General features: G+C 32.0%; 17 protein-coding genes. 3 read left to right on the top strand and 14 right to left on the bottom strand.

Annotation, left to right across the window (positions count from 1 at the left end; genetic code table 11):
- Positions 1 to 135: 135 nt before the first annotated feature.
- The 7 genes from CCC31_RS08560 to CCC31_RS08530 form a co-directional block, all read right to left on the bottom strand.
- On the bottom strand, positions 136 to 1,107 hold the full coding sequence (locus CCC31_RS08560) for a glycosyltransferase family 2 protein (protein WP_118565702.1): 972 nt from the start codon (positions 1,105 to 1,107) through the stop codon (positions 136 to 138).
- Positions 1,108 to 1,163: 56 nt separating this feature from the next.
- Positions 1,164 to 3,056: a DUF2142 domain-containing protein gene (locus CCC31_RS08555; protein ID WP_158574530.1), complete on the bottom strand. Its 1,893-nt coding sequence runs from the start codon at positions 3,054 to 3,056 to the stop codon at positions 1,164 to 1,166.
- The gene (locus CCC31_RS08550; RefSeq protein ID WP_178516288.1) at positions 3,034 to 3,768 is read right to left on the bottom strand and encodes a hypothetical protein; all 735 of its coding nucleotides are present in this window, start codon (positions 3,766 to 3,768) and stop codon (positions 3,034 to 3,036) included. Before CCC31_RS08550 ends, CCC31_RS08555 begins: the two co-directional genes overlap by 23 nt.
- Before the next feature lie 2 nt (positions 3,769 to 3,770).
- On the bottom strand, positions 3,771 to 4,982 hold the full coding sequence (locus CCC31_RS08545) for an mORN motif protein (protein ID WP_022088906.1): 1,212 nt from the start codon (positions 4,980 to 4,982) through the stop codon (positions 3,771 to 3,773).
- A gap of 104 nt (positions 4,983 to 5,086) precedes the next feature.
- The gene (locus tag CCC31_RS08540) at positions 5,087 to 6,712 is read right to left on the bottom strand and encodes a glycosyltransferase (protein ID WP_290850898.1); all 1,626 of its coding nucleotides are present in this window, start codon (positions 6,710 to 6,712) and stop codon (positions 5,087 to 5,089) included.
- A 255-nt stretch (positions 6,713 to 6,967) separates the two neighbouring features.
- Positions 6,968 to 7,897, bottom strand: a complete 930-nt coding sequence (locus tag CCC31_RS08535) for a glycosyltransferase (protein ID WP_290850897.1) — start codon at positions 7,895 to 7,897, stop codon at positions 6,968 to 6,970.
- A gap of 12 nt (positions 7,898 to 7,909) precedes the next feature.
- Complete coding sequence (locus CCC31_RS08530; RefSeq protein ID WP_022088909.1) at positions 7,910 to 8,917, bottom strand: LacI family DNA-binding transcriptional regulator; 1,008 nt, start codon at positions 8,915 to 8,917, stop codon at positions 7,910 to 7,912.
- A gap of 378 nt (positions 8,918 to 9,295) precedes the next feature.
- On the opposite strand from CCC31_RS08530, the gene CCC31_RS08525 reads away from it, so the two are divergent.
- The 3 genes from CCC31_RS08525 to galT all read left to right on the top strand — a co-directional run bounded on the left by CCC31_RS08525 (position 9,296) and on the right by galT (position 13,148).
- Complete coding sequence (locus CCC31_RS08525; protein WP_290850896.1) at positions 9,296 to 10,573, top strand: galactokinase family protein; 1,278 nt, start codon at positions 9,296 to 9,298, stop codon at positions 10,571 to 10,573.
- Positions 10,570 to 11,559, top strand: coding sequence for a UDP-glucose 4-epimerase GalE (galE, locus tag CCC31_RS08520; RefSeq protein ID WP_022088911.1), 990 nt, complete (start codon positions 10,570 to 10,572; stop codon positions 11,557 to 11,559). The genes CCC31_RS08525 and galE overlap by 4 nt, the downstream gene beginning before the upstream one ends.
- Before the next feature lie 98 nt (positions 11,560 to 11,657).
- Positions 11,658 to 13,148 carry a UDP-glucose--hexose-1-phosphate uridylyltransferase gene (gene galT / locus CCC31_RS08515; RefSeq protein ID WP_290850895.1) on the top strand — a complete coding sequence of 497 codons (1,491 nt, stop codon included), beginning with the start codon at positions 11,658 to 11,660 and terminating at the stop codon, positions 13,146 to 13,148.
- A 64-nt stretch (positions 13,149 to 13,212) separates the two neighbouring features.
- On the opposite strand, the gene CCC31_RS08510 is transcribed toward galT, so the two are convergent.
- The 7 genes from CCC31_RS08510 to CCC31_RS08480 all read right to left on the bottom strand — a co-directional run bounded on the left by CCC31_RS08510 (position 13,213) and on the right by CCC31_RS08480 (position 23,899).
- On the bottom strand, positions 13,213 to 14,262 hold the full coding sequence (locus CCC31_RS08510) for an aldose epimerase family protein (RefSeq protein WP_290850894.1): 1,050 nt from the start codon (positions 14,260 to 14,262) through the stop codon (positions 13,213 to 13,215).
- A 312-nt stretch (positions 14,263 to 14,574) separates the two neighbouring features.
- Entirely contained in the window at positions 14,575 to 16,869 is a 2,295-nt protein-coding gene (locus CCC31_RS08505) for an EAL domain-containing protein (RefSeq protein WP_290850893.1), read from the bottom strand.
- An 86-nt stretch (positions 16,870 to 16,955) separates the two neighbouring features.
- Positions 16,956 to 17,609, bottom strand: a complete 654-nt coding sequence (locus tag CCC31_RS08500) for a DUF624 domain-containing protein (protein WP_117910281.1) — start codon at positions 17,607 to 17,609, stop codon at positions 16,956 to 16,958.
- A gap of 95 nt (positions 17,610 to 17,704) precedes the next feature.
- On the bottom strand, positions 17,705 to 20,491 hold the full coding sequence (locus CCC31_RS08495) for an SMC family ATPase (protein ID WP_290850891.1): 2,787 nt from the start codon (positions 20,489 to 20,491) through the stop codon (positions 17,705 to 17,707).
- Entirely contained in the window at positions 20,478 to 21,623 is a 1,146-nt protein-coding gene (locus tag CCC31_RS08490; protein WP_290850889.1) for an exonuclease SbcCD subunit D, read from the bottom strand. The genes CCC31_RS08495 and CCC31_RS08490 overlap by 14 nt, the downstream gene beginning before the upstream one ends.
- A gap of 184 nt (positions 21,624 to 21,807) precedes the next feature.
- On the bottom strand, positions 21,808 to 22,803 hold the full coding sequence (gene argF / locus CCC31_RS08485; protein ID WP_290850887.1) for an ornithine carbamoyltransferase: 996 nt from the start codon (positions 22,801 to 22,803) through the stop codon (positions 21,808 to 21,810).
- Between the two features lie 28 nt (positions 22,804 to 22,831).
- Positions 22,832 to 23,899, bottom strand: a complete 1,068-nt coding sequence (locus CCC31_RS08480) for a hypothetical protein (RefSeq protein WP_290850885.1) — start codon at positions 23,897 to 23,899, stop codon at positions 22,832 to 22,834.
- Positions 23,900 to 24,025 lie beyond the last annotated feature (126 nt).

Below are 24,025 nucleotides of genomic sequence, written 5' to 3'. Positions count from 1 at the left end.
TTGTTATTTACTAAGTTTTTTTGCTCTGCTATTGTTTATTATTTTGGTTTACCAAACTATATCATTGCTTATTATTCACGATTACTAAACTTTAACATTGTTTGTTCCCATTTTTTTAATTCTGTTGCTCTCTATTTATACAATCTTTTTATATAGCATCATTATACATATTACTATGCTCTTTGGCATTTTGCAAAATATAGTTACAATTAGTCTTATTAAAGCTGTTTCACCTTTAGGCTTTCCAAGTCCCACATAAGGATTTTTCTTATAATCAGGAATCTTCCCGGATAACCAGTTAAAATATTCTGTATACGCTTTTGACATTTCTTTTTTAGTACTCTGTTTACATATAAAGGTCAAATTCCAGATAACATATTTTATAACAAAATACTCAAACATTTTAGGCTTCATATATTTTTGATTTTTATTTCTCTCTATTAACCCTTCAAGAAAAGGAATTGGAGAATTTGCCACTTTTTTCTGAGTTGTATTTGAAACCGACTCATCTCTGTAAATCCAATTATAACCCACATAATCTGTTGTTATGATTTTGTCACTTTCGCCGTAAGCTGTAACATTAAAATATGAATCCTCTCCCATTTTATAATCGCCAAATTTAAGATTATGTTCTCTGACAAATTGCGTTTTCATAATACGTCCCCAAGGACTTATCATTCTAAACTTTGCCCATTCATCTTTTGTGAGAACCATTTCATCTAAAACTTTTCCTCCAGGAGTAATTCGCCTGTATCCACCAATTACCATATCAGCATCAGTTTCCAAAATTCTGCTTAGCAGCATTTCTATACAGTCTTCTTTCATGGAATCATCATTATCCATAAACATCAGATATTCACCTGTGGCAAATTCGATTCCTCTGTTTCTTGTATAAGCTATTCCATGATTTTCCTGTGTAAGAACAATTAAATTATTATATTCTTTTGCAAGCTCGTTTAATATTTCTAGCGTTGAATCCTTTGAGCCATCATTAACAACTATAATTTCTATATTTTTATATGTCTGCCTTTGCAGTGACAAAATACAATCCTTTATATATTTTTCACTGTTATATGCAGGTATTACAATTGATACTTTTTTATCCATTTCCTAAACCTCTCAAAAAGGCTTTACAAAATCAGATTTTGTAAAAGCCTTTCCTTTTATGCTAGCTTTTGAACAATTAATACCGCCAAAAGTCCATATGCAGTTATAAATGTCATGATTCCGGTAAGCAATCGGGCGTAACCTGTTTTTGTTACATTAATACATAATTTCCCGTTATATGCAGCTACTATAGCCAGCCACAATATTGGAAGATAATATCTGGCCTGTACACCTACTATAGCCTTCTGACCTACAGGTGTAAATGCAAGATACATTGCTGTCCATATCAATACAACAATAATAAAGATAAGTCCCCAAACACCTAATTTTGTTTTTACATTAAGAGGCTTTTCTTCTTTATTTTTGCAAATTAAAATCATAATAAGTGCCATTATTACATAAGCAAATTTATCCGGTCCTACGACTGTTCCACCATAATTCATAAGCATTAAATTACCAATTGTATATGGGTCTCTTGTCTCAGCTGAAATACCAAAGTTTTCAAAACTAAATATACTTGATAACAATTCTTTTGCATAATTAAATGGCTGTCCAATAATGTTTCCAATCTGACTTCCTGAGTTTGTATCTCCACCTCTGATATCCACAGTTGCCGTAACATCCGGTGAAATCATACTTGCTATTGTTGGCAACACAAATGTTGTAAGCATCCATCCACATACAGCCAATATTCCAAGTTTAAACCAGATTACACTCTTTTTACTTGAAAATTTCCTATTAGGAATAAATAGTGCAAGCATAACTAATGGTGCATAAACCATCTTAGATAAACTTCCCACTGTAATTGCAACCATTCCGGCTACTAATAACTTTGTATTTATCTTTTCTTCATCACTAATAATTTCATTTATCAGCAATACAACTCCAAGTGAAACAAAGCATAAAACAAAGCCATCATATGTTATAGAACTTGCCTGTAAAATACTTGTAGGCATTAATGCTATACAAACAAGTGCATATTTACATACTTTTGTCATCTTTATTGCAATCACCATAACAACAAGATATACAATTAAGTTCATAAATTTAATAAGCATCAGCATATTAGAAAAGCTTAAATGTAGTGCTCTTGCAATTTTTGCTCCAAGAATCTGAGGTATATATGCTACTGCAGTATAATTTGTTGCAACTGCCTTATTTGTTCTTGAAATTACTTTTTTATCATTAGCATTCATGTATTGGTCTACGAGATTTTTTTCCTCCAAAGTGTTATATGCAGGAATTCCTACTTTTTCCTCATACTTAACAACTGCACTCGTGTTATCTACTAAATCTCCGTAGGCATTTTCATATACGGCCTTAAAATGTGTTTCTTCATCCCATGTAAACGGTGTTGCGCCTGTAGAATAAATTAATGATACTCCGATTAAAAAACCTGATACAACGAAGAACAGCTCTATTCTTTTTCTAAGAATATCCTTACATAAAATAATCATTGCAAGCATCACAAGTACTGAAAATATAAAGCACATTCTATATTTGTTAGGTGTAAATGAATTTTTAATCTTAACTGCTTTTATACAGTCCACGTATTCTTTAGGAACATCAATTTTAATCTTGTTTCCGTATTCCCCTACAGAAGTCACCCCTGTTTTTAATTCAGGATACAATATGTCATTATATCCTTTTTTATTTTCTTTTCCATAAGACGATACAGTAGTAACTTCAAAACTGTAATGGATTATTTTATTTTCTTCTGATAATCCATATATCTGTACCTTTCCTATGTAAGTAGTCTTTTTTAACTTAACTTCAATTGAGTTATTTTTAACTGTAAAATTAGTAAAAGTTGTATCTTTAAGTCCATATCTTATACTCTTAAAATTAAAGCCAAAAAATTCGATTACAAACGTTAATACAACAATTAGAAATAATACAATTGCATACGCTAAAGGCTTCGGTATTTTATTTGTTATTCTTTTTACCATTAGACCCTCCATTGGCATTTGCTTTCATTTTAAGAAAATTAACTGTAATTCCTATAAAGGCAATCAATACTAATCCCCACAAAAAATCTGTAGAAATTTTCTTTCTTCCTTCAACTACAATACATAAAATATTTCCACTTATCTGCATATCATCATCATATGATGCTAAATTTTCAATTTTATCCTGTCTGTTACCATAAATAACAAGTTCACTGTCCTGTGGAATATTTTTGCCTTTCACAACAATTTTTAAAGAATCAGCACTAATTTTTAAATCGTGACATTCTATGTTTGAATATGCAACTGAGCTGTCTGAAGATTCTTCAGCATAATATAATGTTAACATGATATCCTGAACTTCTAACTCTTTTTCGCCTAGAACTTTTCCTGATTCATTATCATAAAACTTTATGGAAATAATTCCATTGTTTCTTTTTTCCTGCGTATATTTTTCTCTTAAATCTTTTATCTTAAGAGAAATGCTTTTAAGGTTGCTAACCTTCTTGTCTACAACTATGGAATATTCCCTGTCATTAGAAATACGTCCAACCGTATACTCTGTATCTTCGTTTGTATTTGCCGCTATTGTAGATTTGCCTACATCAAAAACCCTTCCGGTAACAGCCATAAATAAAATGTAGACAACCAATGCAATCCCTAAAATTATAATACTAAGATTTTTATTATATTTATTAAGCATACTTTTACCCATTATTATTTATTCTCTATAACATTTTTAGCATTAATATAAGGATATACCTCATATCTATACTCAATATCATCGTCATCTACCAGTCCAATATCATCTACGTTTTTAATATATTCTTCTTTGTAAATGCCGTAATATTTACCTTCAATTGTAATTTCATCATTTATAGCTGGAAGCACTTTTGTCTTTTTGTTATATTTAAAATTAACATAATAAAACTGTTTGTCCCCAACTTCTAACTTTATAGTAGCCGTATTTTTCTTATTGTTAAGTTCTATATAATTAACTTTTCCATTGACTTTTGCTTTCATTCCGGCATAGCCATATGGATTCTTTGCAACATCTTCATATGTATACGAAGGATTTAACGGATTAAATTCTCCTGCATTTACGTCGTAACTGTAAACAACTTCTACATATGGCAATGTACCTGTGTACTGATTATACTTTGTACTCTTATCGTCATTAAAATGTGTATACATATCAGTTTTTAATAAATATCCATAAACCTGAACTTTATCTCCGACTTTATATGTCTGTGAAATAGACTGTCTGCCATTAAATACTTTCATGTTTTTGCATTTGCAAACATAAATTTTTCCATCAGAATCCTTAATTGTTATATATGCATTTATTTTAGCTTCATAAACAGACTCCACCGTACCTGTAGCTTTTATCATTTTTCCAACATAATTATCAGGATAATATATTAACTGTGAGTATTTTACGTCCTTTACCTGCGAAATTAGTTTTTTAATTGGAACCTGTTCATAATTCCAATCGTAATCAGTTAACGTTCCCTTACTGTCATAATACTTAATGGCACCATTTGGAATCCCTGAATTATAATTCATAACATTATATGTTCCATCAGCAAATGTTTTTGTAATTTCTCCGTCAAATCGATTCTCAACCATGTCGCCTTCTTCTATGCTACCATCACTATATGTAATCGTACATTTTCCATCAAGGCTTCCATCTTTCCACGTTCCTTCAACCTTAGAAACTATATCACCGTCTACTTCAATTACGCCCTTTCCTTCAGGATTTCCATTATTAAGTTTCCCTGTATAACTCCCTGTATACTTGTTACCAAAAAGCGTTATTCCACTTGTAATAGTTCCGTTAGAAGTGTTTTTTTCATTTGAGCATCCTGCAAAAACAGCAGCTGTCATTCCCACTGCAAATATTGCAACAAGCAACTTATGCTTACTCATATTTTCCTCCTATAATCTGTATTGCACCATCTATTTGGTCAGTGGCCATTCATCAGAAACTTTTATCAAAATGAACTTTGCTCATTTTGTTTCCACTTTATAATCTACTTAAACATAAACTTTCCATTACTTTGTACTAAATTAGCATTGTAATATTTGTTTTCTTTCTTTAATTTATCTTCCCAGACCTTTTTGAACTCTTTCTGAGATTTTTCATCATTATAGTTAAGATTGTCTGCTAATTTTACGTGAACATCAGTATTTAAAATAACATCATAACCTGCTTCATCTATTTTAAAGCAAACATCTAAATCTCTATATGGGAAACTAAATTTTTCATTTATTCCACCAACTTCTTTAATTACGTTAGTTCTAAACATTGCCAATTTTAAAGACACACCCATAACATTCTGAGGTCCGTCTGCTCTATGACAATATCCTCTAAAAATTGAAGGCAAATGATAAAACAGACTTGATACAGTTGCATTACTGTCATAATTAAGTCCACAGCTTTCAATTTTCTTATTTTTATTAAGGCATTTTACACCTGTTATTCCAACATGTTTCCACTGACAGTATTTAAGTAATTCTTCTACCCAATTGTCTGTCATAGGAATAGCATCATTATCTGCGACCACAACGTATTCAGTCTTAACTGCTTCCATTTCTTTTGAAAGCTGACCTTTTACAACTTTATATTCAATATGAAGATTTGACATTTCTCTCTGTTTTTTCTTCATTTCATTAATCTGTTTTTCATCATTAGCTAAAACAGTTACGCTATAATCACCTTTTAAATCATAATCAATTTTATAAAATCCTAAATCTTTAGTAAGCGCCGGAGTTCCGTCTTCTCCGATTTCTGTCAAATATTTTTTAATTGCTTTATTTCCATTTTCAAAAGCATATAATTTACTGTTTGGATTTGCTGCTGTTGAATCAGGATGAATTCTCCAATGATATAAAATTTTTGGTACATGCTTTATGTCAGCTCCTGCACCGTTACATCTTAATACGAATTCAAAATCCTGAGCCCCATCAAATTCCTGATTTAATCCACCGACTTTATCTAACAATTCTCTTGAAAACATTAAAAAGTGGCAGATATAATTTGTATGTCTTAAAAATTCTTCGTTTAAATCCGGTTTAAATGCCGGATTAATTAGCTTTCCTGTATCTGCTACGATTTTATCTTCATCTGAATAAACCATATCAGGAATTTTATCATGTGCATTAAGTTCCTTAACCATTTCATATAATGCATTTGGTGTAAGCAAATCATCATGGTCTAACAATGCTATATATTCTCCCTTAGCATTATCAAATCCTTCATTTGTATTATTTGAAATTCCATCATTCTTACTTAATTTTATATAGCTGATTCTCTCATCTTTATATTCATTTAATGTATCTTTAACAATTGTTGTGTTACTTCCGTCTGCGATACATAATTCAAGATTTGAATATGTCTGTTCTAATACACTGTCAACAAGCTGTCTGAGAAAAACAGGTGCAGTCTCATATGCAGGCACTACAATACTTACTAACGGTGCATATTCAAACTTCATTTTTCTTTGTTCGTTTAACTCATCTTCTCCAGGTAAAAATTTTTCTATATTATTTTGATAATATCTGTCTCTTTTCTTCGTATCAAACCACTCCATAAATCTAAGAGTGAAATCGTGTAAACCATACTGTTTAAAGAGATCAATACCATTCTTTAAATTCATTTCCAATTCTTCCTTTCATTTCACAGACATTCATCTGTTAGTTATCCTGCCAAAGTTTCTTGGGCATTCCTATTCAATCGACAACTGATTAATCATACACTAATATGGAAAAAATAACAACTTTATTAAAATATATGCCTTAATTTTGCTTAACTTATCAATATAAACTTAATATTGATTTATATAAGTCAACAATCAAATTTTCACAAACGGACTTAATATACCTGTATCATTCTAAGCCCGTTCTAAATCATTTTAAGCTCGTCCCAAAACGAATAAAATTCTTAAGGCAATATCTCCCGGCACTCTTGAACGCAGTGCATGTGGATAAAATATTTTTCTAATCTGTGTTATAAGACCATTTTTCTTTATAAATAATGCCATTTTCTTCTTTTGTTCATTTGACAATCTATCCTCAAACACTTTTGCAAAATAGATAAGGTTCTGTTTTGCTTCAACGCTTGCAGGGCCAAACACTTCCTTTTGGAAGAATCCTTTTAACAGACCTATTGTATTAGAATCCTCAGCTGTAACAGCTTCCGTATGTCTTAAATGCGAAGCCGTAAAACGCTTATCATAAATCGTATCACCAAAACATACACAACATCTGATGAGCCATCTGTCATGCATTTCTATTCCGGGGTCTACATCTAAAATAAATTGTTTACATGCTTCATGATTAAATACAAGCAAAAATCCTGATGCAGGAGTACAGTATAAAACATCTGTTAAACCAATGTTTTCTTTTTGCTCCGGCGAGTGACGGATAAAGCTTCCATCACTCATGTAATAATCATATGCTGAAAAATAAACCAAAGGTTTATTTGTATCTTTTTTCTTCTCAAGTTCTTCAACCGCCCATTTAATTTTATCAGGGTACCATACGTCATCCTGATCGCAAAATGCATAATATTCTGCCGGTTCACATTCTCTTGCTATCTGGTAAAATGATTTCGGAGGTCGTAAATTAACTCCATTATTTTCTAAAAGAATTATCCTCTTACCTGATTTATTGCTTTCGATATAATTTTTAATAAATTCAACTGTATTATCTGTAGAGCAGTCATCTCTTACATATATATCAATATTTTCATAAGTCTGTTCAATAAGACTGTCCAATTGAGTTTTCAAAAATTTTTCGCCGTTATACGTTGCCAGCAAAATGTTTACTTTCGGTTGACTCATGTCAATTCTCCTTTATTCATTTATCGCCATGCAGGAATCTCTTACAACCAAATGACATGGTAATTTTACTTTAATTGTTGTCTTGATTGCTAAATTTGATGCTGCAAATAAGGAATTTACACCATACTGACCCATTTCATATGCAGGTGCATGAAGTGTCGTAAGTGCAGGTGCCGTATATCTTGTCATTTCCAAATCATCAAATCCAATCAATGAAATATCTTCTGGAATATTAAGATCATGCTCTCTAATTGCCTTCATTGCACCAAATGCAATCTGGTCACTTGCAGCAAACACCGCTGTAGGCAACTGTTTTTTTTCTAGAATTTCATTCATCATTTGATATCCTGATTCCATGGAATATCTTCCTTCTATAAGATATTTATTGTAATCTATCTCATTTTTCTCACAGAATTTAATAAATGCTTTTTTTCTATAATCTTCATATACTACATTATCATTCTCTTCGCCCAGAAATTCTCTACCACCTAAAAACGCAATTTCTTTATGGCCTAATTCTATAAGATATGTAAGTGCCTCATTAACTGCCATTTCAAAATCAAGTGAAAATGTAGTTGCCTTATAATCATGGAATGACATATCCAAAAAGACTATATTCTTTGTAATGCTCATAAATTTTTCGACTTCTTCGTTGCTAAATTTACCAATACAAATAATTCCGTCAGCATCTTCAATTTGTTCTAAATAGTTGGGATTTGACTTGAAAGTTCTCACAACATTAATGCAGTTCTTAACACAAAAATCCTCTATTCCTCTTCTTACCTTAAGATAATAATTATCCTTTGCTTCCTGTTGTTCAGAAAACCATTGAATAATTCCCAATGTAAAAATAGCTTTAGACATTTTCTTACTCTTGTTGTACTTAAGTTCCTTTGCTGCATTAATAACTTTTTTCTTAGTTTCAAGCGATGTACTCAAAGTAGGATCCTCATTCAAAATTCTTGATACTGTTGAGGGGCTTACCTGAGCTAATTTCGCCACATCTTTGATTGTAGCCATACTCTATACCACCTTTATCTTATTTATGTCCCTAGTCACTTTTTCCTTAGTAACTCCGCCATTTTTTTAATGACGCCGCTTCAAGTATAACATCTTTTTTTAATTAAAGATATGATTTATTGTGATTTTCTACTATTTTACTGTTATTTATTTAGTGGTAAACACGGAAATCAAATAAGTTTACTAAATTATATTGTATTTTAGTAAACAAAAGTTTATATTTAAATTAGCAAAAGTATTCTAACAAATTAGCAATTAATATCAGCAATTAGATTATAGATTAATTTGCTTTAATTAGAGCCACTCATTCTGATTACTTATAAATATTGTTTATTTCTGAATACTACAAATCGGATTATTTTTTAACGGAGGATTTAAATGAATATTAACGAATTAAAATCATTATTTGGCAAAAATGAATTTGACTCACTTTTAATGGATATTTACGAGGATTCATCTTTAATTGGATACCAGAACAACAGATACATTAAGGCTTTAGATAAATTTGAAAGTCTTTTCGGTGAAGGAGAGGTTGAAATCTATAGTGCTCCAGGAAGAACTGAAGTAGGCGGTAACCATACTGACCACCAGCACGGACAGGTTCTTGCTGCATCTATTAACTTAGATGCCATTTCTATCACACAAAAAACTGATGACGGAATTATTTCTTTAGTATCTGAAGGATATGACCTTATTACAATTGATACTGCAAATACAGAACTTATTGAAGAAGAAAAAGGCACAACAGTTGCGCTTATTAAAGGTGTTGTTAATGAATTTAAAAACCGTGGATACAAAGTCGGTGGATTTAAAGCATACATTACAAGTGACGTATTAGTTGGTGCAGGTCTATCTTCATCTGCTGCATTTGAAGCTGTTATCGGAACAATTCTTTCAGGATTGTATAATGATATGAAAATTTCTTCAGTAGAAATTGCCATTATAAGTCAGTATGCAGAAAACGTTTATTTTGGAAAACCTTGTGGATTAATGGATCAGATGGCATGCTCCGTTGGTGGATTTGTTAACATCGATTTTATTGACCCTGCTAATCCTGTTGTAAACAAAATTGATTTTGATATTACAAACGAAGGATATAGTTTATGTATTGTTGATACAAAGGGTAGCCATGCAGATTTAACTGACGATTATGCTTTAATTCCTACTGAAATGAAAGAAGTTGCCAAAGTATTTGACAAAGAAGTTCTTGGAGACGTAAATCCTGATGAATTTTTCAGTAACATACCTAAGGCATTGGCTGGAGCTTCTTCGAGAGGAGTTCTTCGAGCATATCATTTCTTTACTGAAAATAAACGTGTATCAGTTGAAGTTAATGCTTTAAAAGAAAATAATTTCCACAAATTCCTTGATACAGTTAAGGAATCCGGAAATTCATCATATAAATTTTTGCAGAATATTTATGCAAATAAGGAACCTTTAAATCAGCCTGTAAGCATCGCCCTTGCTGCCAGCGAATATATCCTCGGTGATAATGGCGTATGTCGTGTTCATGGTGGTGGATTTGCCGGAACCATTCAGGCATTTGTAAAAAACGAGGCCGTACCTGAATATAAGAAATTTATTGAATCTATATTTGGCACAGACTCATGTCACATTTTAAAAATACGTAAATATGGAGGTATGAAGGTACAATGAGTATTTTAGTATTAGGCGGAGCCGGATATATCGGTTCTCACACGGTTTATGAACTTATTGACAGAGGTGAAGATGTTGTCGTAGTTGATAATTTACAAACAGGATTTAAAGCAGCTGTTCATCCCAAAGCAAGATTCTATGAAGGTGATATAAGAGACAAAGCTTTCTTAGATGATTTATTTACAAAAGAAAAAATTGACGGAGTTATTCATTTTGCTGCCAACTCTCAGGTTGGAGAAAGTATGAAAGTTCCTCTCAAATACTATGATAACAATTTATACGGAACAATGGTTCTTTTAGAAAGCATGGTTGAACATGGAATTGATAAAATTGTATTTTCTTCTACTGCTGCAACATATGGAGAACCTGAAAGAATTCCAATTTTAGAAAGTGACAGAACTGAACCTACAAATACATATGGTGAAACAAAGCTTTCTATGGAAAAAATGATGAAATGGACAAGTAAAGCCCACAATTTACGTTATGTAGCATTAAGGTATTTTAATGCATGCGGTGCTCATATCAGTGGAAAAATTGGAGAAGCCCATAATCCTGAAACTCATTTGATTCCACTTGTACTTCAGGTTCCACTTGGAAAACGTCCTTATATTTCTATATTTGGAAATGATTACGATACAAAAGACGGCACATGTGTACGTGATTATATTCATGTTACTGATTTGGCACAGGCACATATCCTTGCTCTTAAATATTTGGCTGAAGGAAATGACAGTGATGTATTTAATCTTGGAAATGGAATTGGATTTACGGTAAACGAAATAATTGAAAGTGCAAGAAAAGTTACAGGTTTAGACATTCCTGCTAAATACGAAGCTCGCCGTGCCGGTGATCCTTCAAAGCTTATTGCTTCAAGTGAAAAAGCTAAGACTGTTTTAGGATGGAAGCCTGAATATCCTGATGTTGAAAAAATTATTGAGACTGCATGGAAATGGCATAAATCTCATCCAAACGGATATGAAGATTAAAATTCCTACTATGTGTTAACAGGCAATTTAACTGTTCTTAGCATTATATCTTAAAACTTATATTTATTCATAAATATAAAGTTTAGAAAGGTTGTTATATGTTAGATTTATATATAAAAAAATTAGTTAATTATGGAATTAACACAGGCTTAATACCTGAATGTGAAAGAATTTATTCTACTAATTTGCTCCTCGAAGTATTTGGAAAAGATGATTATACAGATTTGGCTGTTGATGACAAAGAAGAAAACCTTGGCGATATTCTCGCTGCTCTTTGTGATGAAGCCGTAAAATTAGGAATAATTGAAGACAGCGTAACTTACAGAGATTTATTTGACACAAAATTAATGAACTGCATTATGCCACGTCCTTCACAGGTTCAAGAAAATTTCTGGAAGGAATATGCTAAATCTCCTGAAGATGCCACTAAATTTTACTATGATTTTTCTCAAAACAGCAATTATATCCGTCGCGACAGAATAAAAAAAGATATGAAATGGGTTGTACCTTCTGAGTACGGAGATATTGATATAACTATCAATCTTTCAAAGCCTGAAAAAGACCCTAAAGCTATTGCTGCTGCCAAAAACAGCACAAGTGTATCATATCCTAAATGCCAGCTTTGTATGGAAAACGAAGGTTATGCAGGTCGCATTAACCACCCTGCAAGAGAAAACCACCGTATAATCCCTATAAAGATAAATGATTGTGACTGGGGATTTCAATACTCTCCTTATGTTTACTACAATGAACATTGTATTGTATTTTCAGGCACACACACACCTATGAAGATAGAAAAGGCAACATTTATCAAGTTATTCGATTTTATCAAATTAATGCCTCACTACTTCTTAGGTTCAAATGCCGACCTTCCAATTGTAGGTGGTTCAATTTTAACTCATGATCATTTTCAGGGCGGACATTATACATTCGCAATGGCAAAAGCTGATTCAATCAAGACTTTTAAAGTTAAAGATTATGAAGATGTAGATTGTTCAATTCTTCATTGGCCACTTTCAGTAATCAGATTGAAATCAAAAGACAGCAACCGATTAGTAGAATTAGGTTCTCATATTTTAAATAAATGGAGAAACTATACTGATGAGGATGCATTTATATATGCAAATACAGATGGTGAACCACACAACACAATTACACCAATTGCCCGTTTTAGGGATGGCATGTATGAGCTTGATTTGGCTTTACGAAATAATATTACTACAAAGGAACATCCTCTTGGTGTTTATCATCCTCATGAAAAGCTTCATCATATTAAGAAAGAAAATATCGGTCTTATTGAAGTAATGGGTCTTGCAGTTTTACCTTCAAGACTTAAAGGTGAAATACAAACATTAGCTGATTATATCGTAAATAAAAAAGATATACGAAGCAATGAATCTATTTCTAAGCATGCTGACTGGGTTGATGAATTTCTTCCAAAATATAATGACATTACATCTGAAAATGTTATGAACATTCTTGAATCAGAAATTGGAAAAGTATTTGTAAAAGTTCTCGAAGACGCTGGTGTTTACAAGTGTACACCTGAAGGTCTTGAAGCTTTCACAAGATTTATCGATACATTATAAAGCTTTCAAATTTTCTTTTAATATACGAGGCGCCTGCAGTTTTACTGCAGACGCCTCACCCTTTTTATAAAAACTTTAACTTTATATTCATATTATATTCTTCATCAGGTTTTAAAATTGCCGACTCAAATTTATCATTATTGATATTATCCGGTACATACTGCGGTTCAAGACAAAATGCATGTCGTCTGTTATACACTGCTCCATTTTTTCCTGATTCATCTGATACAAAATTAGCTGTATAAAGTTGTAATCCCGGTGTATCTGTATAAAGTTCCATCTTAATTCCTGACTTATCTCCGATGGCTTTTGCCGCCAGTCTTAATTCATGAGCATTTTCATTTATCATAAAATTATGGTCATATCCCGTTCCAAATTTTAACTGTTCATCTTCAACATCAATATCTCTCCCAATTGATTTCATTTCCGTAAAATCCATTGGTGTACCTTTTACGCTTCTAATTTCACCTGAAGGAATAGAATTGTTTGTGGCAAATGGAGTAAAATAATCACCATTTATCATTAATTTCTGCTCATATACTTCGCCTGAATCATGGCCATTTAAATTGTAGTATGAGTGATTTGTAAAATTAGCAATTGTAGTTTTATCCGTTGTTCCTTTATAATTTAAAATTAATTCATTGTCCTCTGTAAGTATGTATGTAAGATTCACTTTTAAATTTCCCGGAAATCCCTGCTCCATATCTTTACTTAATATTTCAAATGAAATCTTATCATTTACATTCTCATCATAAATTGCTTTCCACATTTTTAGTGCTGTACAATTTGAACCACTATGAAGATTATTACCATTGTCACCATCATTGCTTTCCAAATTGTATTCAACTCCATCAATTATGCACCTTGCACCTTTGATTCTATTGGCATTTCTACCTACATTTGCTCCAAAAAAAGCTGATGCGCCCTGATACGGGTCAACATTATCATAGCCTAAAACTATATCCGTGTCTTTTCCATCTTTATCCGGCACAATTAATGAAACTAGAGTTGCACCATAATCGCATACTTTAACTTTCATTCCATTGCTATTTTCAAGAGTAAATAAATGTGTTTGTTCCCCATTTTTTGTTTTTCCAAATTCATTAATCTTCATCTGAATCTCCTTATTCTTGTAATTTTAAAGTAATTACGGACGTGAGGAATATTACCCTTCCTGAAAGGACGCTCGCGCTGCTTGTCGCTCGTAGCAGTTCTAAACATTCAGCACACAGACCGGCTTTGAAACCTACAGTTTCAGCCGGACTATGCGCCGAATATTTGAACCGACGGCGCCAAATGCCCTTTCATCAAGTATAATATTCCTCACTATTTAATTGCCTGTTCTTCTTTCAAATTTTCTTACATTCTTAGAGATTTCCCTACTCTTTTACTTATTTAAAACTTTAATGTTCGTTGTAATTTTCTTTTATCTTTTAAAATTTCCCTGCTTCATATTCTTTACAAACTCAGGATATTCTTCTGTCGGCATAGGCTTTGCATATAAATATCCCTGAATATACGAACACCCATACTGCTTTAACTTTTCAGCCTGTTCAACTGTTTCAACACCCTCTGCAACAACTTCCATATTAAGTTCTTTTGCCATGGCAAGAATCATTTTGATAATTGTATCTGCTCTTGCAGGATCCTGTGTTTGTGATACAAACCTCATATCCATCTTTATAATGTTAACCGGAATATCTTTTAAGGCATTAAGAGATGAATATCCACTTCCAAAATCATCCATTTCTACAATAAATCCAAACATTTGAAGTTTTTTTATTACATTTACATTTTTCTCTAAATCAAGAGTAAATGCACTTTCAGTAATTTCAAGTCTAAGCTTATTTTTATCAATTCCGTACTTTTCGATAAGATTTGTAAACACTTTATATAAATCTATAATGTAAAAATCCTTCATTGAAATATTTACTGCAATATAGTCATCTCTGCCTTCCTCTTTCCACTGTTTAAGAATCTGGCATACTTTCTCCCACACATACATATCAAGTTCTGTAATCAAGCCATTTTGTTCAAAGAACTCTATAAAATCTCCAGGTGGAATTAATCCTAATTTTCTGTGTTCCCATCTCACAAGAGCCTCTGCTCCTTTTACCAATCCATCTTCGCATCTGACCTGGGGTTGAAGATAAACTTTAAAATCTTCATTTTCTATGGCACTTGTAAGTTCTTCTTTATACATATGCTCTTTTAAAATTTTATTTCTAAGATTATCATTATAAACTGCTGCAACACAATTTCCATTATTCTTTATAGAGTCAAGCGCCATTCTTGCCCTATCGCACATAGTTCCAACATCAACTTTAGAATCATAATCTACTTCATAAATTCCATATCTGATATGAACAGTACATGTGATGTTGTTATAAGTAACCTTTATATTTCTTTTCTTCTCAAGGTCTTTTATTACCAAATCACTCTTAGGACATAATGTAATAAAATTATCACTTTCCACTCTCGCATATACCCTTTTATCAGAGCACTGCGCTAAACAGTTTTCTGAAATCTGCTTAAGAATGGCATCACCCATTTTTCTTCCAAACATATCGTTTACGATTTTAAATCTTGATATGTTAAATATCATAATTGCAAATTTATCATCCGGGTATTTATTTGTTATCTCATTTACTTTTTCATAGAACCTCTTCATATTGTACAGTCCTGTAAGTTCATCATGAGTTTCCAAATATCTCATAACAGAATTAACGATTGTTATTTCCGTTATATCTTCAAATACAAAGTATTTTGCATATGCTATATTATCATTTTCACATAATTCGCCATATTTACACTGAAAATAAAGTTTCTTATCTTCATGCATAATACTTATTTTTTTGTGATAAGTTTTCTCTAACGCGGCAGGTGTATATAAATTATATGCTTTACAAAATTCCTCAAGCGAACACTTTTGTGTGCATTTATCAAATAATCTTTCCGCTTCTTTATTATAGGCAATTATGCTATCATCTGTGCCGAATACTACCATCGGCAGTTCTGATTCCTCAGCAATTTTCTGCAGTGCCCTGTTCTTAACAACTTTATGACTATATTGAAATGTTATTTCATAAACAAATGCACCTAATATACCATAAAACAATAATGATACATTCTCCCACAATCTAAGCTGAAACATTACAATATTAATGCAGGACACAATTATCATGCATGTTAATATCTGCATATATTTCACCTTATAAATACGTGGCGAATTTAATATACGGTATATGAAGCACAATATAAAAACTGCGACAAATACATATGTAATAAATATGTGTGCATCATATCCCAAATTATAAAGCCATGCAGCCACACCACTTTTATTCATCCTTACATTCTCAATTCTAATAATTGAATGTATAAACATATTTATAGTATCCACAATTGTAAATACAAACACAGCTCTTTTAATATATTTGAAGCATTCAAATGCTTTACCTAACCCTGTATATTCAAATGCATATTCTATTAATGCCAATATCATCCATGTAAAGCATGCATAAAATGGCCATATAAGAATGCTATCTATAAAATTCGAACCAATACCCTGCATTATAATTCCGAGTATTACTGCAACAAGATTACTCTCCACAAATAATGCAATGCTTTTTCCTGTCCTATTTTTATGTATTAAACTTAATTTAAGATACCTTACATCCATTACCCCCAATAAGATATATGGAATAATCATGTATTTCCCCATTCAAATTCTCCCTTTGTAAATTAATAGTTTCAATTTACTCTCACCCGTATTTATTTTACCACATTACTCTATATAAACATACACTTTTAATCTAATTCCTGTACCATATTACTTTCACTATTCTCTTCATCTCTTGCATCAATTATTTTAGCAAATATCTTTTGATATACTTTTGCATGGCAAAATCCTGATATTAATGGGAATAAAATAAATAACGCCGGAATCTTAAAAGCAAATATGAATATTGCTACATCAATTATAATAAGTAAAATTGACTGAAGAAAATGTCTTGTTGAAAATATTAATGAAATCATTAAAGTCCTCTTAACAGTATCATAAAATTTTGCGATATATGGGAATACAAAATTAATCGTCATTGTATAAATAATGAGTACTAACAAATAAAATGGTAATGCATAAAACAATTTGCTTCCTACTTTAGATGAGTTAAATACAATATAAAGACTTGTACAAACTAATCCTCCGATTGTTCCCATTATAAGCCATACAATTGTTGATATTTTAAAATTCTCCTTAAAAGCCTTAAAGAAACTTCTTACCACATATGACTCCTCACCAACAACTAATTTCATCATTACTGAGTAAAATGCTGTTGTAGATGCGCCAACTGTAATTATTGGCAAAGAACAAATTACCCACAATATTGCCAAAACCATTACATCTGCAAATCCATCTAAAAATGTCATTAATTTTCCTTCACTGTCAAATATATTTTTCACTATTTTTACCTTTGTGTATTATTACACACCTTTCGTTTTAAATTTGTCACTAATTTTAATAGTCAATCTGAATTCCCTATCAACACAATTTACATTTAATTTATTATTTCAAGTTTGCTTCCTTTCTCTTTGTCTTTCGTAACCACAATCTGCCTGTCAATTCTGGTCTTAAGTTCTGATACATGCGATATAATCCCTACAAGTCTTCCTACATCTGTAATCGAACTTAATGCCCTCATTGCACTTTCAAGCGATTCTCCATCCAATGATCCAAATCCCTCATCTACAAATAATGTATCAATCTTTATTCCTCCGGACTTAGCCTGGATTTCGTCAGACAAACCTAATGCCATCGACAAAGAAGCTTTAAATGATTCTCCACCTGAAAGAGTTTTTATATCCCTTTCACTTCCACTATAATAATCGATAACATTTAACTCTAATCCGCTCTTGCTTACCTTATTGTCAGCTTCACGCTTTCTCTTCAACTCATACTGACCTGAAGTCATATCCCTGAAATGGCTGTTTGCCTTGACTATAATTCTATCAAACATTTCCATTTGGACATAGGTTTCTAAAGTAATTCTTGACTTCGAAGAAAGAGTTCCATTGCATGTATCCGCCAGACTGCCAACAACCTGCAGCTTATCTTCTACTTCCACGGCTTCATCCATACACTTCTCAATTCTTTCATTTGCAAATTTATTCATATCCAGTCGTGAATGAACTTCTTTTTCACTCTTTCCAAGTTCCTTTTCCATACTTTGAAGCTGCTTCTTTTCTTCCTTTAATTCATCCAAATCTTCAACCTTTGAATTTTTAAATTGATTTTTCAAAGCCGCTATCGCATTTTCAAGCCCGGATTTTCTTTCCTTTGCTTCTTCATAGTTATCTCTTGCCTTTTCAAATAACTTAATAAGCCTGTTTCTTTTATCCTGCAAACTGCTGATATATTCCTCTGCTTCTTTCAGACTTGAGTATTTAAGTTTAGACTGAAGTTCTTCTATTCTGATATTTGCATTTGCAATATTAGTATTTTCTTCAATTATTTTATTTGAAATTTCCACAATTTCTGTTTTTTTACTTTCAAGTTCGTTCTTTAGTTTAGGCAAATTTTCTTCAATTGTTTTCTTCTCTTCTTTAAAATCTGACAATTCTTTAGCTTTAACATTTAAGTTCTTTATATCATCGTTTAACTTCTTTGTATTTTCTTCTAAAATATTAAAGCTATTCTCATCTATGCTTTCAGCAAATTCATTTGGATTTTCATTTACTACATCATCTATTCTTTCTTTCAACGAATCGATTTCTGTAATTTTCGCCCTCAAATTACCTGAAATTTCACTTCTTTTCTCTTCCTTTTTCTGTCTAAGATTTTTAGCATTTTTCAAATCTTTCTCAGACGGAATTTCATCTTTAACCTCAGTTATATGAGGATGACTTGTCGAACCACAAACAGGACAAGGTTCTCCCTCTTTCAGATTTTGTCCAAGCATACCAGCCTGCGCATCCATGTACTTAGCCATAAGACTTTCATAATTTTGTGATGCGTTATTATACTCATTAACGCTTTCCACATATTTTTCCTTTAAAGACTTATGCTCATCTTTGACTTCAACATATTTTTTAAACAATTTTTTCAAATTAGAATAAAGATTTATCTTATCCTCAACACTCTTAATGCTGCTCTGGCATTTTTCAAATTCAACTTCGCATTCTTTTATTTCTTCAAGCCTTTTTTCAGAAATCAAAATACTATTTTCAATATTTTCTACATCGCCTTTAATTTTAGTTTCTTTATTTTTTAATTTTATTAAATTTTCCTGTCTGTTATGTAAACTTTCAAGTTCTTTAGTTAGTTCATTGTAGCTTTCAAGTTTTTGTTTTTCTATCTCGATTTCAGTTGAAAGCTTTTCGCGTTCTCTTTCCGTCTCTTTTTGCAAATTATAATTTTCTAAGAGTTTCGGCATAACTTCTAATACTTTAGCAAGTTCATTTTCATTATTTTCAATGTTTTTCATACCTGCTAAAACATTTACTGTTTTACCAATTGTCTCATTAATTTTTTCAAGATTCTTATTAACTTCTTTTTTATTTTTTTCTAAAGTTTTTAACAAATCTTTGTCTTTATTAATAAGTTCTAAAATAAAATTATTAATATCTTCTGTCTTCCAAAATGTGTTGTCATCAATAATCTGTTTTAATTTTTCTTTATCATTTTCATCATTGCCACACTGAACACTTGCAATGTAATTTTTGATTGACTTCTCAATATCCTGATACTTAAACTTAAGTTCATTCTTTTTTCTTTTTAATTTTTCCTGTAAATCAAGATATTCATTTGTATTAAATATCTTTCTTAAAATTTTACTACGTTCATCAGTTCCCGTAAGCAGAACTTTCATAAAATCTCCCTGTGCAATCATGGCAATCTGAGAGAATTGTCCTCTATCTAGTCCTATAATTTCTGTAACTGCATCATTTACATTCTTTTTATTTATAATTGGTTCTCTGTCCTTAGTTAGAAAATATAATTCTGCTTCTTCTTTCTGGGCAACCATTTTATCCCCACGCTTTGCCTTACGCATATACTCAGGAACTCTTCTGATTTTATATTTTTCATCTCTATATTCAAATTCTAATTCAACATAGCTTTCCGTTTCATCATCAGCATATTTGCTTCTAAGAGATTTCACTTCTCTTACCTGTCCGCTTGCCTCTCCATAAAGAGCATATGAAATTGCATCAAATATAGTCGTCTTTCCGGCTCCTGTATCACCTGTAATCAAATACAATCCGCTTTCACCTAATAATGTAAAATCAACTACGGTTTTGTCTGCATAAGGTCCAAAACCACACATAACTAATTTAATTGGTCTCATGGCTTTCCTCCCTTGCTTCTCCTAAAATTTCCAACAGGTAATTCCTTTGCTTTTCTGACATTTTCCGTCCATTCTGTTTTTCAAAAAATTCCTCAAAATAATCCAATGGAGATTTAGTCTCTCCTGTTTCAACATTATCAACAACAGAATATGAACGTGTTCGCGTATTGTCATATTCCATGCTCATCAGATTTGGATAAATGCTTTTTAATTTTCCTATTGCATTCAAAATATCATCTTCATCTGTAAGCACTGCTCTGTAATAGTCTTCTTTTTTTAATTCTTTGTAAAACTCTTCACTTGTTATTTTGCTGAACTTTCCTTTAATTGTCTTTAAATCATGTAACGGCTTTACGGGAATTTCTTTAATTTCTATATTTCCTTTTTCTTTTAAATCAACAATCGTCATTGACTTATTATGTTTTTCTTCTGAGAATGAATACTTAAGCAATGTTCCTGCATAACGTGCACTTTCCCTGCCCATTTGCTGAGCTCTATGAATGTGTCCTAACGCAACATAATCAAATGCTTCATAATTTTCAACGCTAACATTATCAAGTCCGCCAACTGAAACTTCTTCTGATTCGCTTCTCATCGCACCTGTAACAAACTGGTGTGACACAATCACATTTCTCTTTGTTTCATCAATTTTTTCCTGACTTAGAACGTACTCTAATGCGTCATCATAGTCTTTAATTTCAGCCTCTTTATAAATATTTTTTACCGTTGCCGGCTTTATGAATGGCAATAAATAAACATTTATTTTACCATAGTCATCTTCTAATTCTATTTTTTGCAAATTGCCATTATACACTCTCGACATATAAACCTTTGCCACAGACAGTATATCTGAACCAAATCCTATTCTCTCAGCACTGTCATGATTTCCGCTTATTACAAAAATCGGCAAATTGATAGACACGAGTCTTGTCAACATTTCGTCAAATAACTTAACTGCCTCCGCAGACGGAACCGGCTTATCGTAAATATCCCCCGCCATAATAATTCCATCTATCTTTTCATTTTCTATTACATTATAAACCTGTTCAAAAACAAATTTTTGATCCTCTATCATGGAAAATCCATTTACTCTTTTCCCAATATGCAAATCCGCAAGATGTAAAAATCTCATTCACTTCTCCATTCTAATATCTTGTTTTTTAATTATTATCACTTTAACTTATGTATCTCTAATTTATTAATCAAATATGCAATTCTATTATTTATAAACAACTCGAGCAGGTTATCCCACTCGAGTTGTTACATTTGCCATAATTGTGCTGTTAAATTTTTATATTTTTTCAGTCACATTCTTACTAAAATTCTGCACCAAGTGTAGCAGCCATTACAGCCTTTATTGTATGCATTCTGTTTTCAGCTTCATCAAATACTACTGAATGTTCTGATTCAAATACTTCATCTGTAACTTCCATTTCTGTAAGTCCGAATTTTTCATAAATCTGTTTGCCAATCTTTGTATCTAAATCATGAAAAGCCGGAAGGCAATGCATAAATACAACATCCTTATCAGCATTGTTAATTAAATCCATTGTCACTCTGTATGGAAGTAAGTCATTGATACGTTCTTCCCATACTTCATCAGGTTCGCCCATTGAAACCCATACATCAGTATAGATTGCATTTGCATCCTTAGTTGCAACCATAGGGTCTTCAACAAATTCTAAAGTTGCTCCTGTTTCTTTAGCAACTGCCTGACATTCATCAATAAGTTCCTGTGCCGGCCAATACTTTTTTGGAGCACATGCTACAAAATGCATTCCCATTTTTGCACATCCGACCATGAGCGAATTTCCCATGTTATAACGTGCATCGCCCATATATACAAATTTAAGGCCTTCTAATTTTCCAAACTTTTCCTTTAATGTAAGAAAGTCTGCTAAAATCTGTGTTGGATGAAATTCGTTTGTAAGTCCATTCCATACAGGTACTCCTGCATATTCTGACAACTGTTCAACTATTTCCTGTTCAAATCCTCTATATTCGATACCATCAAACATTCTTCCTAATACTCTTGCAGTATCTTTAATGCTTTCTTTCTTACCAATCTGTGAACCTGTTGGGTCTAAATATGTAACTCCCATTCCTAAATCATGAGCTGCAACTTCAAAAGAGCATCTTGTTCTTGTACTTGTTTTTTCAAATATAATTGCTATATTCTTTCCTTTTAATACGTCAACGAGCTCTCCGCCTTTCTTTTTTGCCTTTAACTGCGCTGCCAAATCAATAAATTCCCCAATCTGTTTTGGTGTAAAATCCAATAATTTTAAAAATGACTGTCCTTTAATGTTCATGTTCTCCTCCTAATGTTATGTCTTTGTATTATTTTTTACTAAGCTTATTTCCAAAGTCAGCAAGTCTTTCTCTAACACTAATTGTTGAGCCACTGACTCTAAGTTTAGGAAAGGCCTTAACCTGCCTCTTTCCTAACTTCTGTGCTTTCAAAAGCATAACTGCATATTTAGCTTCCATTTCTATTTTTTGTTTCTTTAATTCAACAATGCTTGTCTCATATGCACTCGCAATTTTCTCACGGCTGTTAACTGTTGCTTCTGCAATTTTTTCACGACTACTTGCTGTTGCTTCTGCAATCTTTTCGCGACTACTTGCTGTTGCTTCTGCAATTTTTTCACGACTACTTGCTGTTGCTTCTGCAATCTTTTCACGACTACTTGCTGTTGCTTCTGCAATCTTTTCGCGACTACTTGCTGTTGCTTCTGCAATTTTTTCACGACTACTTGCCGTCGCTTCTGCAAGTTTTTCCTTGCCTTCTTCTGTTTTTTCAGAAACAGTAATTGCTGAATTTCCAACCACATCTTTAAGCTGATCTCCAATATCTTTAAGGCCGTCAGCAATTTTTTCAAGCTGTCCAAGACTCTTCTTAAATCCTACAATTTCCTTAACAGTTACAATTATATCAATAATAAATGCTATCGCAAATATTACTAACAAAGCATATATTACCATAAGCGGAATCTTACTTACAACACCATAAATCATTGGATGAATCATGTTAACCATAATCATACTTCCAAGACCCCACATTATGCTAAACTCCAGGCAAATATAACCGCCTATATTAAATCTATTTTCTGAATAATCCCACCATCTCATACGGAATATTTTATCCAAAATCCAACCGGTAAATAATTCTAGCACTGAACAAATTACCACACCACCTATAAATAACACAATCGCATTATCCTTAAGTGGTTCTAGTGCATATAGGATTCCAACCATCCCAACTCCATAAATCGGGCAAACAGGTCCATTCAAAAATCCTCTGTTTACTACTTTTCCCCTTGTAATTGCAACAAACGAAACTTCGACGCACCATCCAAGAAAAGCATAAATAAAAAAGAATACCAGACAATTAATAAACACATTCATATTTTTAAACTACATTTCCTTTCTGCTACAATTATTTACGAATACTATTCCTTATATTAAATAACAATCAAACTATTCTGTTGTCTACATTAAATAAGGAATTAACTATTCCGCTTCTTAATATCA

Origin of the sequence: Eubacterium sp. LMAG:50, from assembly GCF_008680265.1 — a bacterium.
Lineage (GTDB): Bacteria > Bacillota > Clostridia > Lachnospirales > Lachnospiraceae > Eubacterium_U > Eubacterium_U album.
The sequence above is the reverse complement of the archived record's forward strand: the minus strand, read 5'-3'. Positions and strand labels throughout refer to the sequence as shown.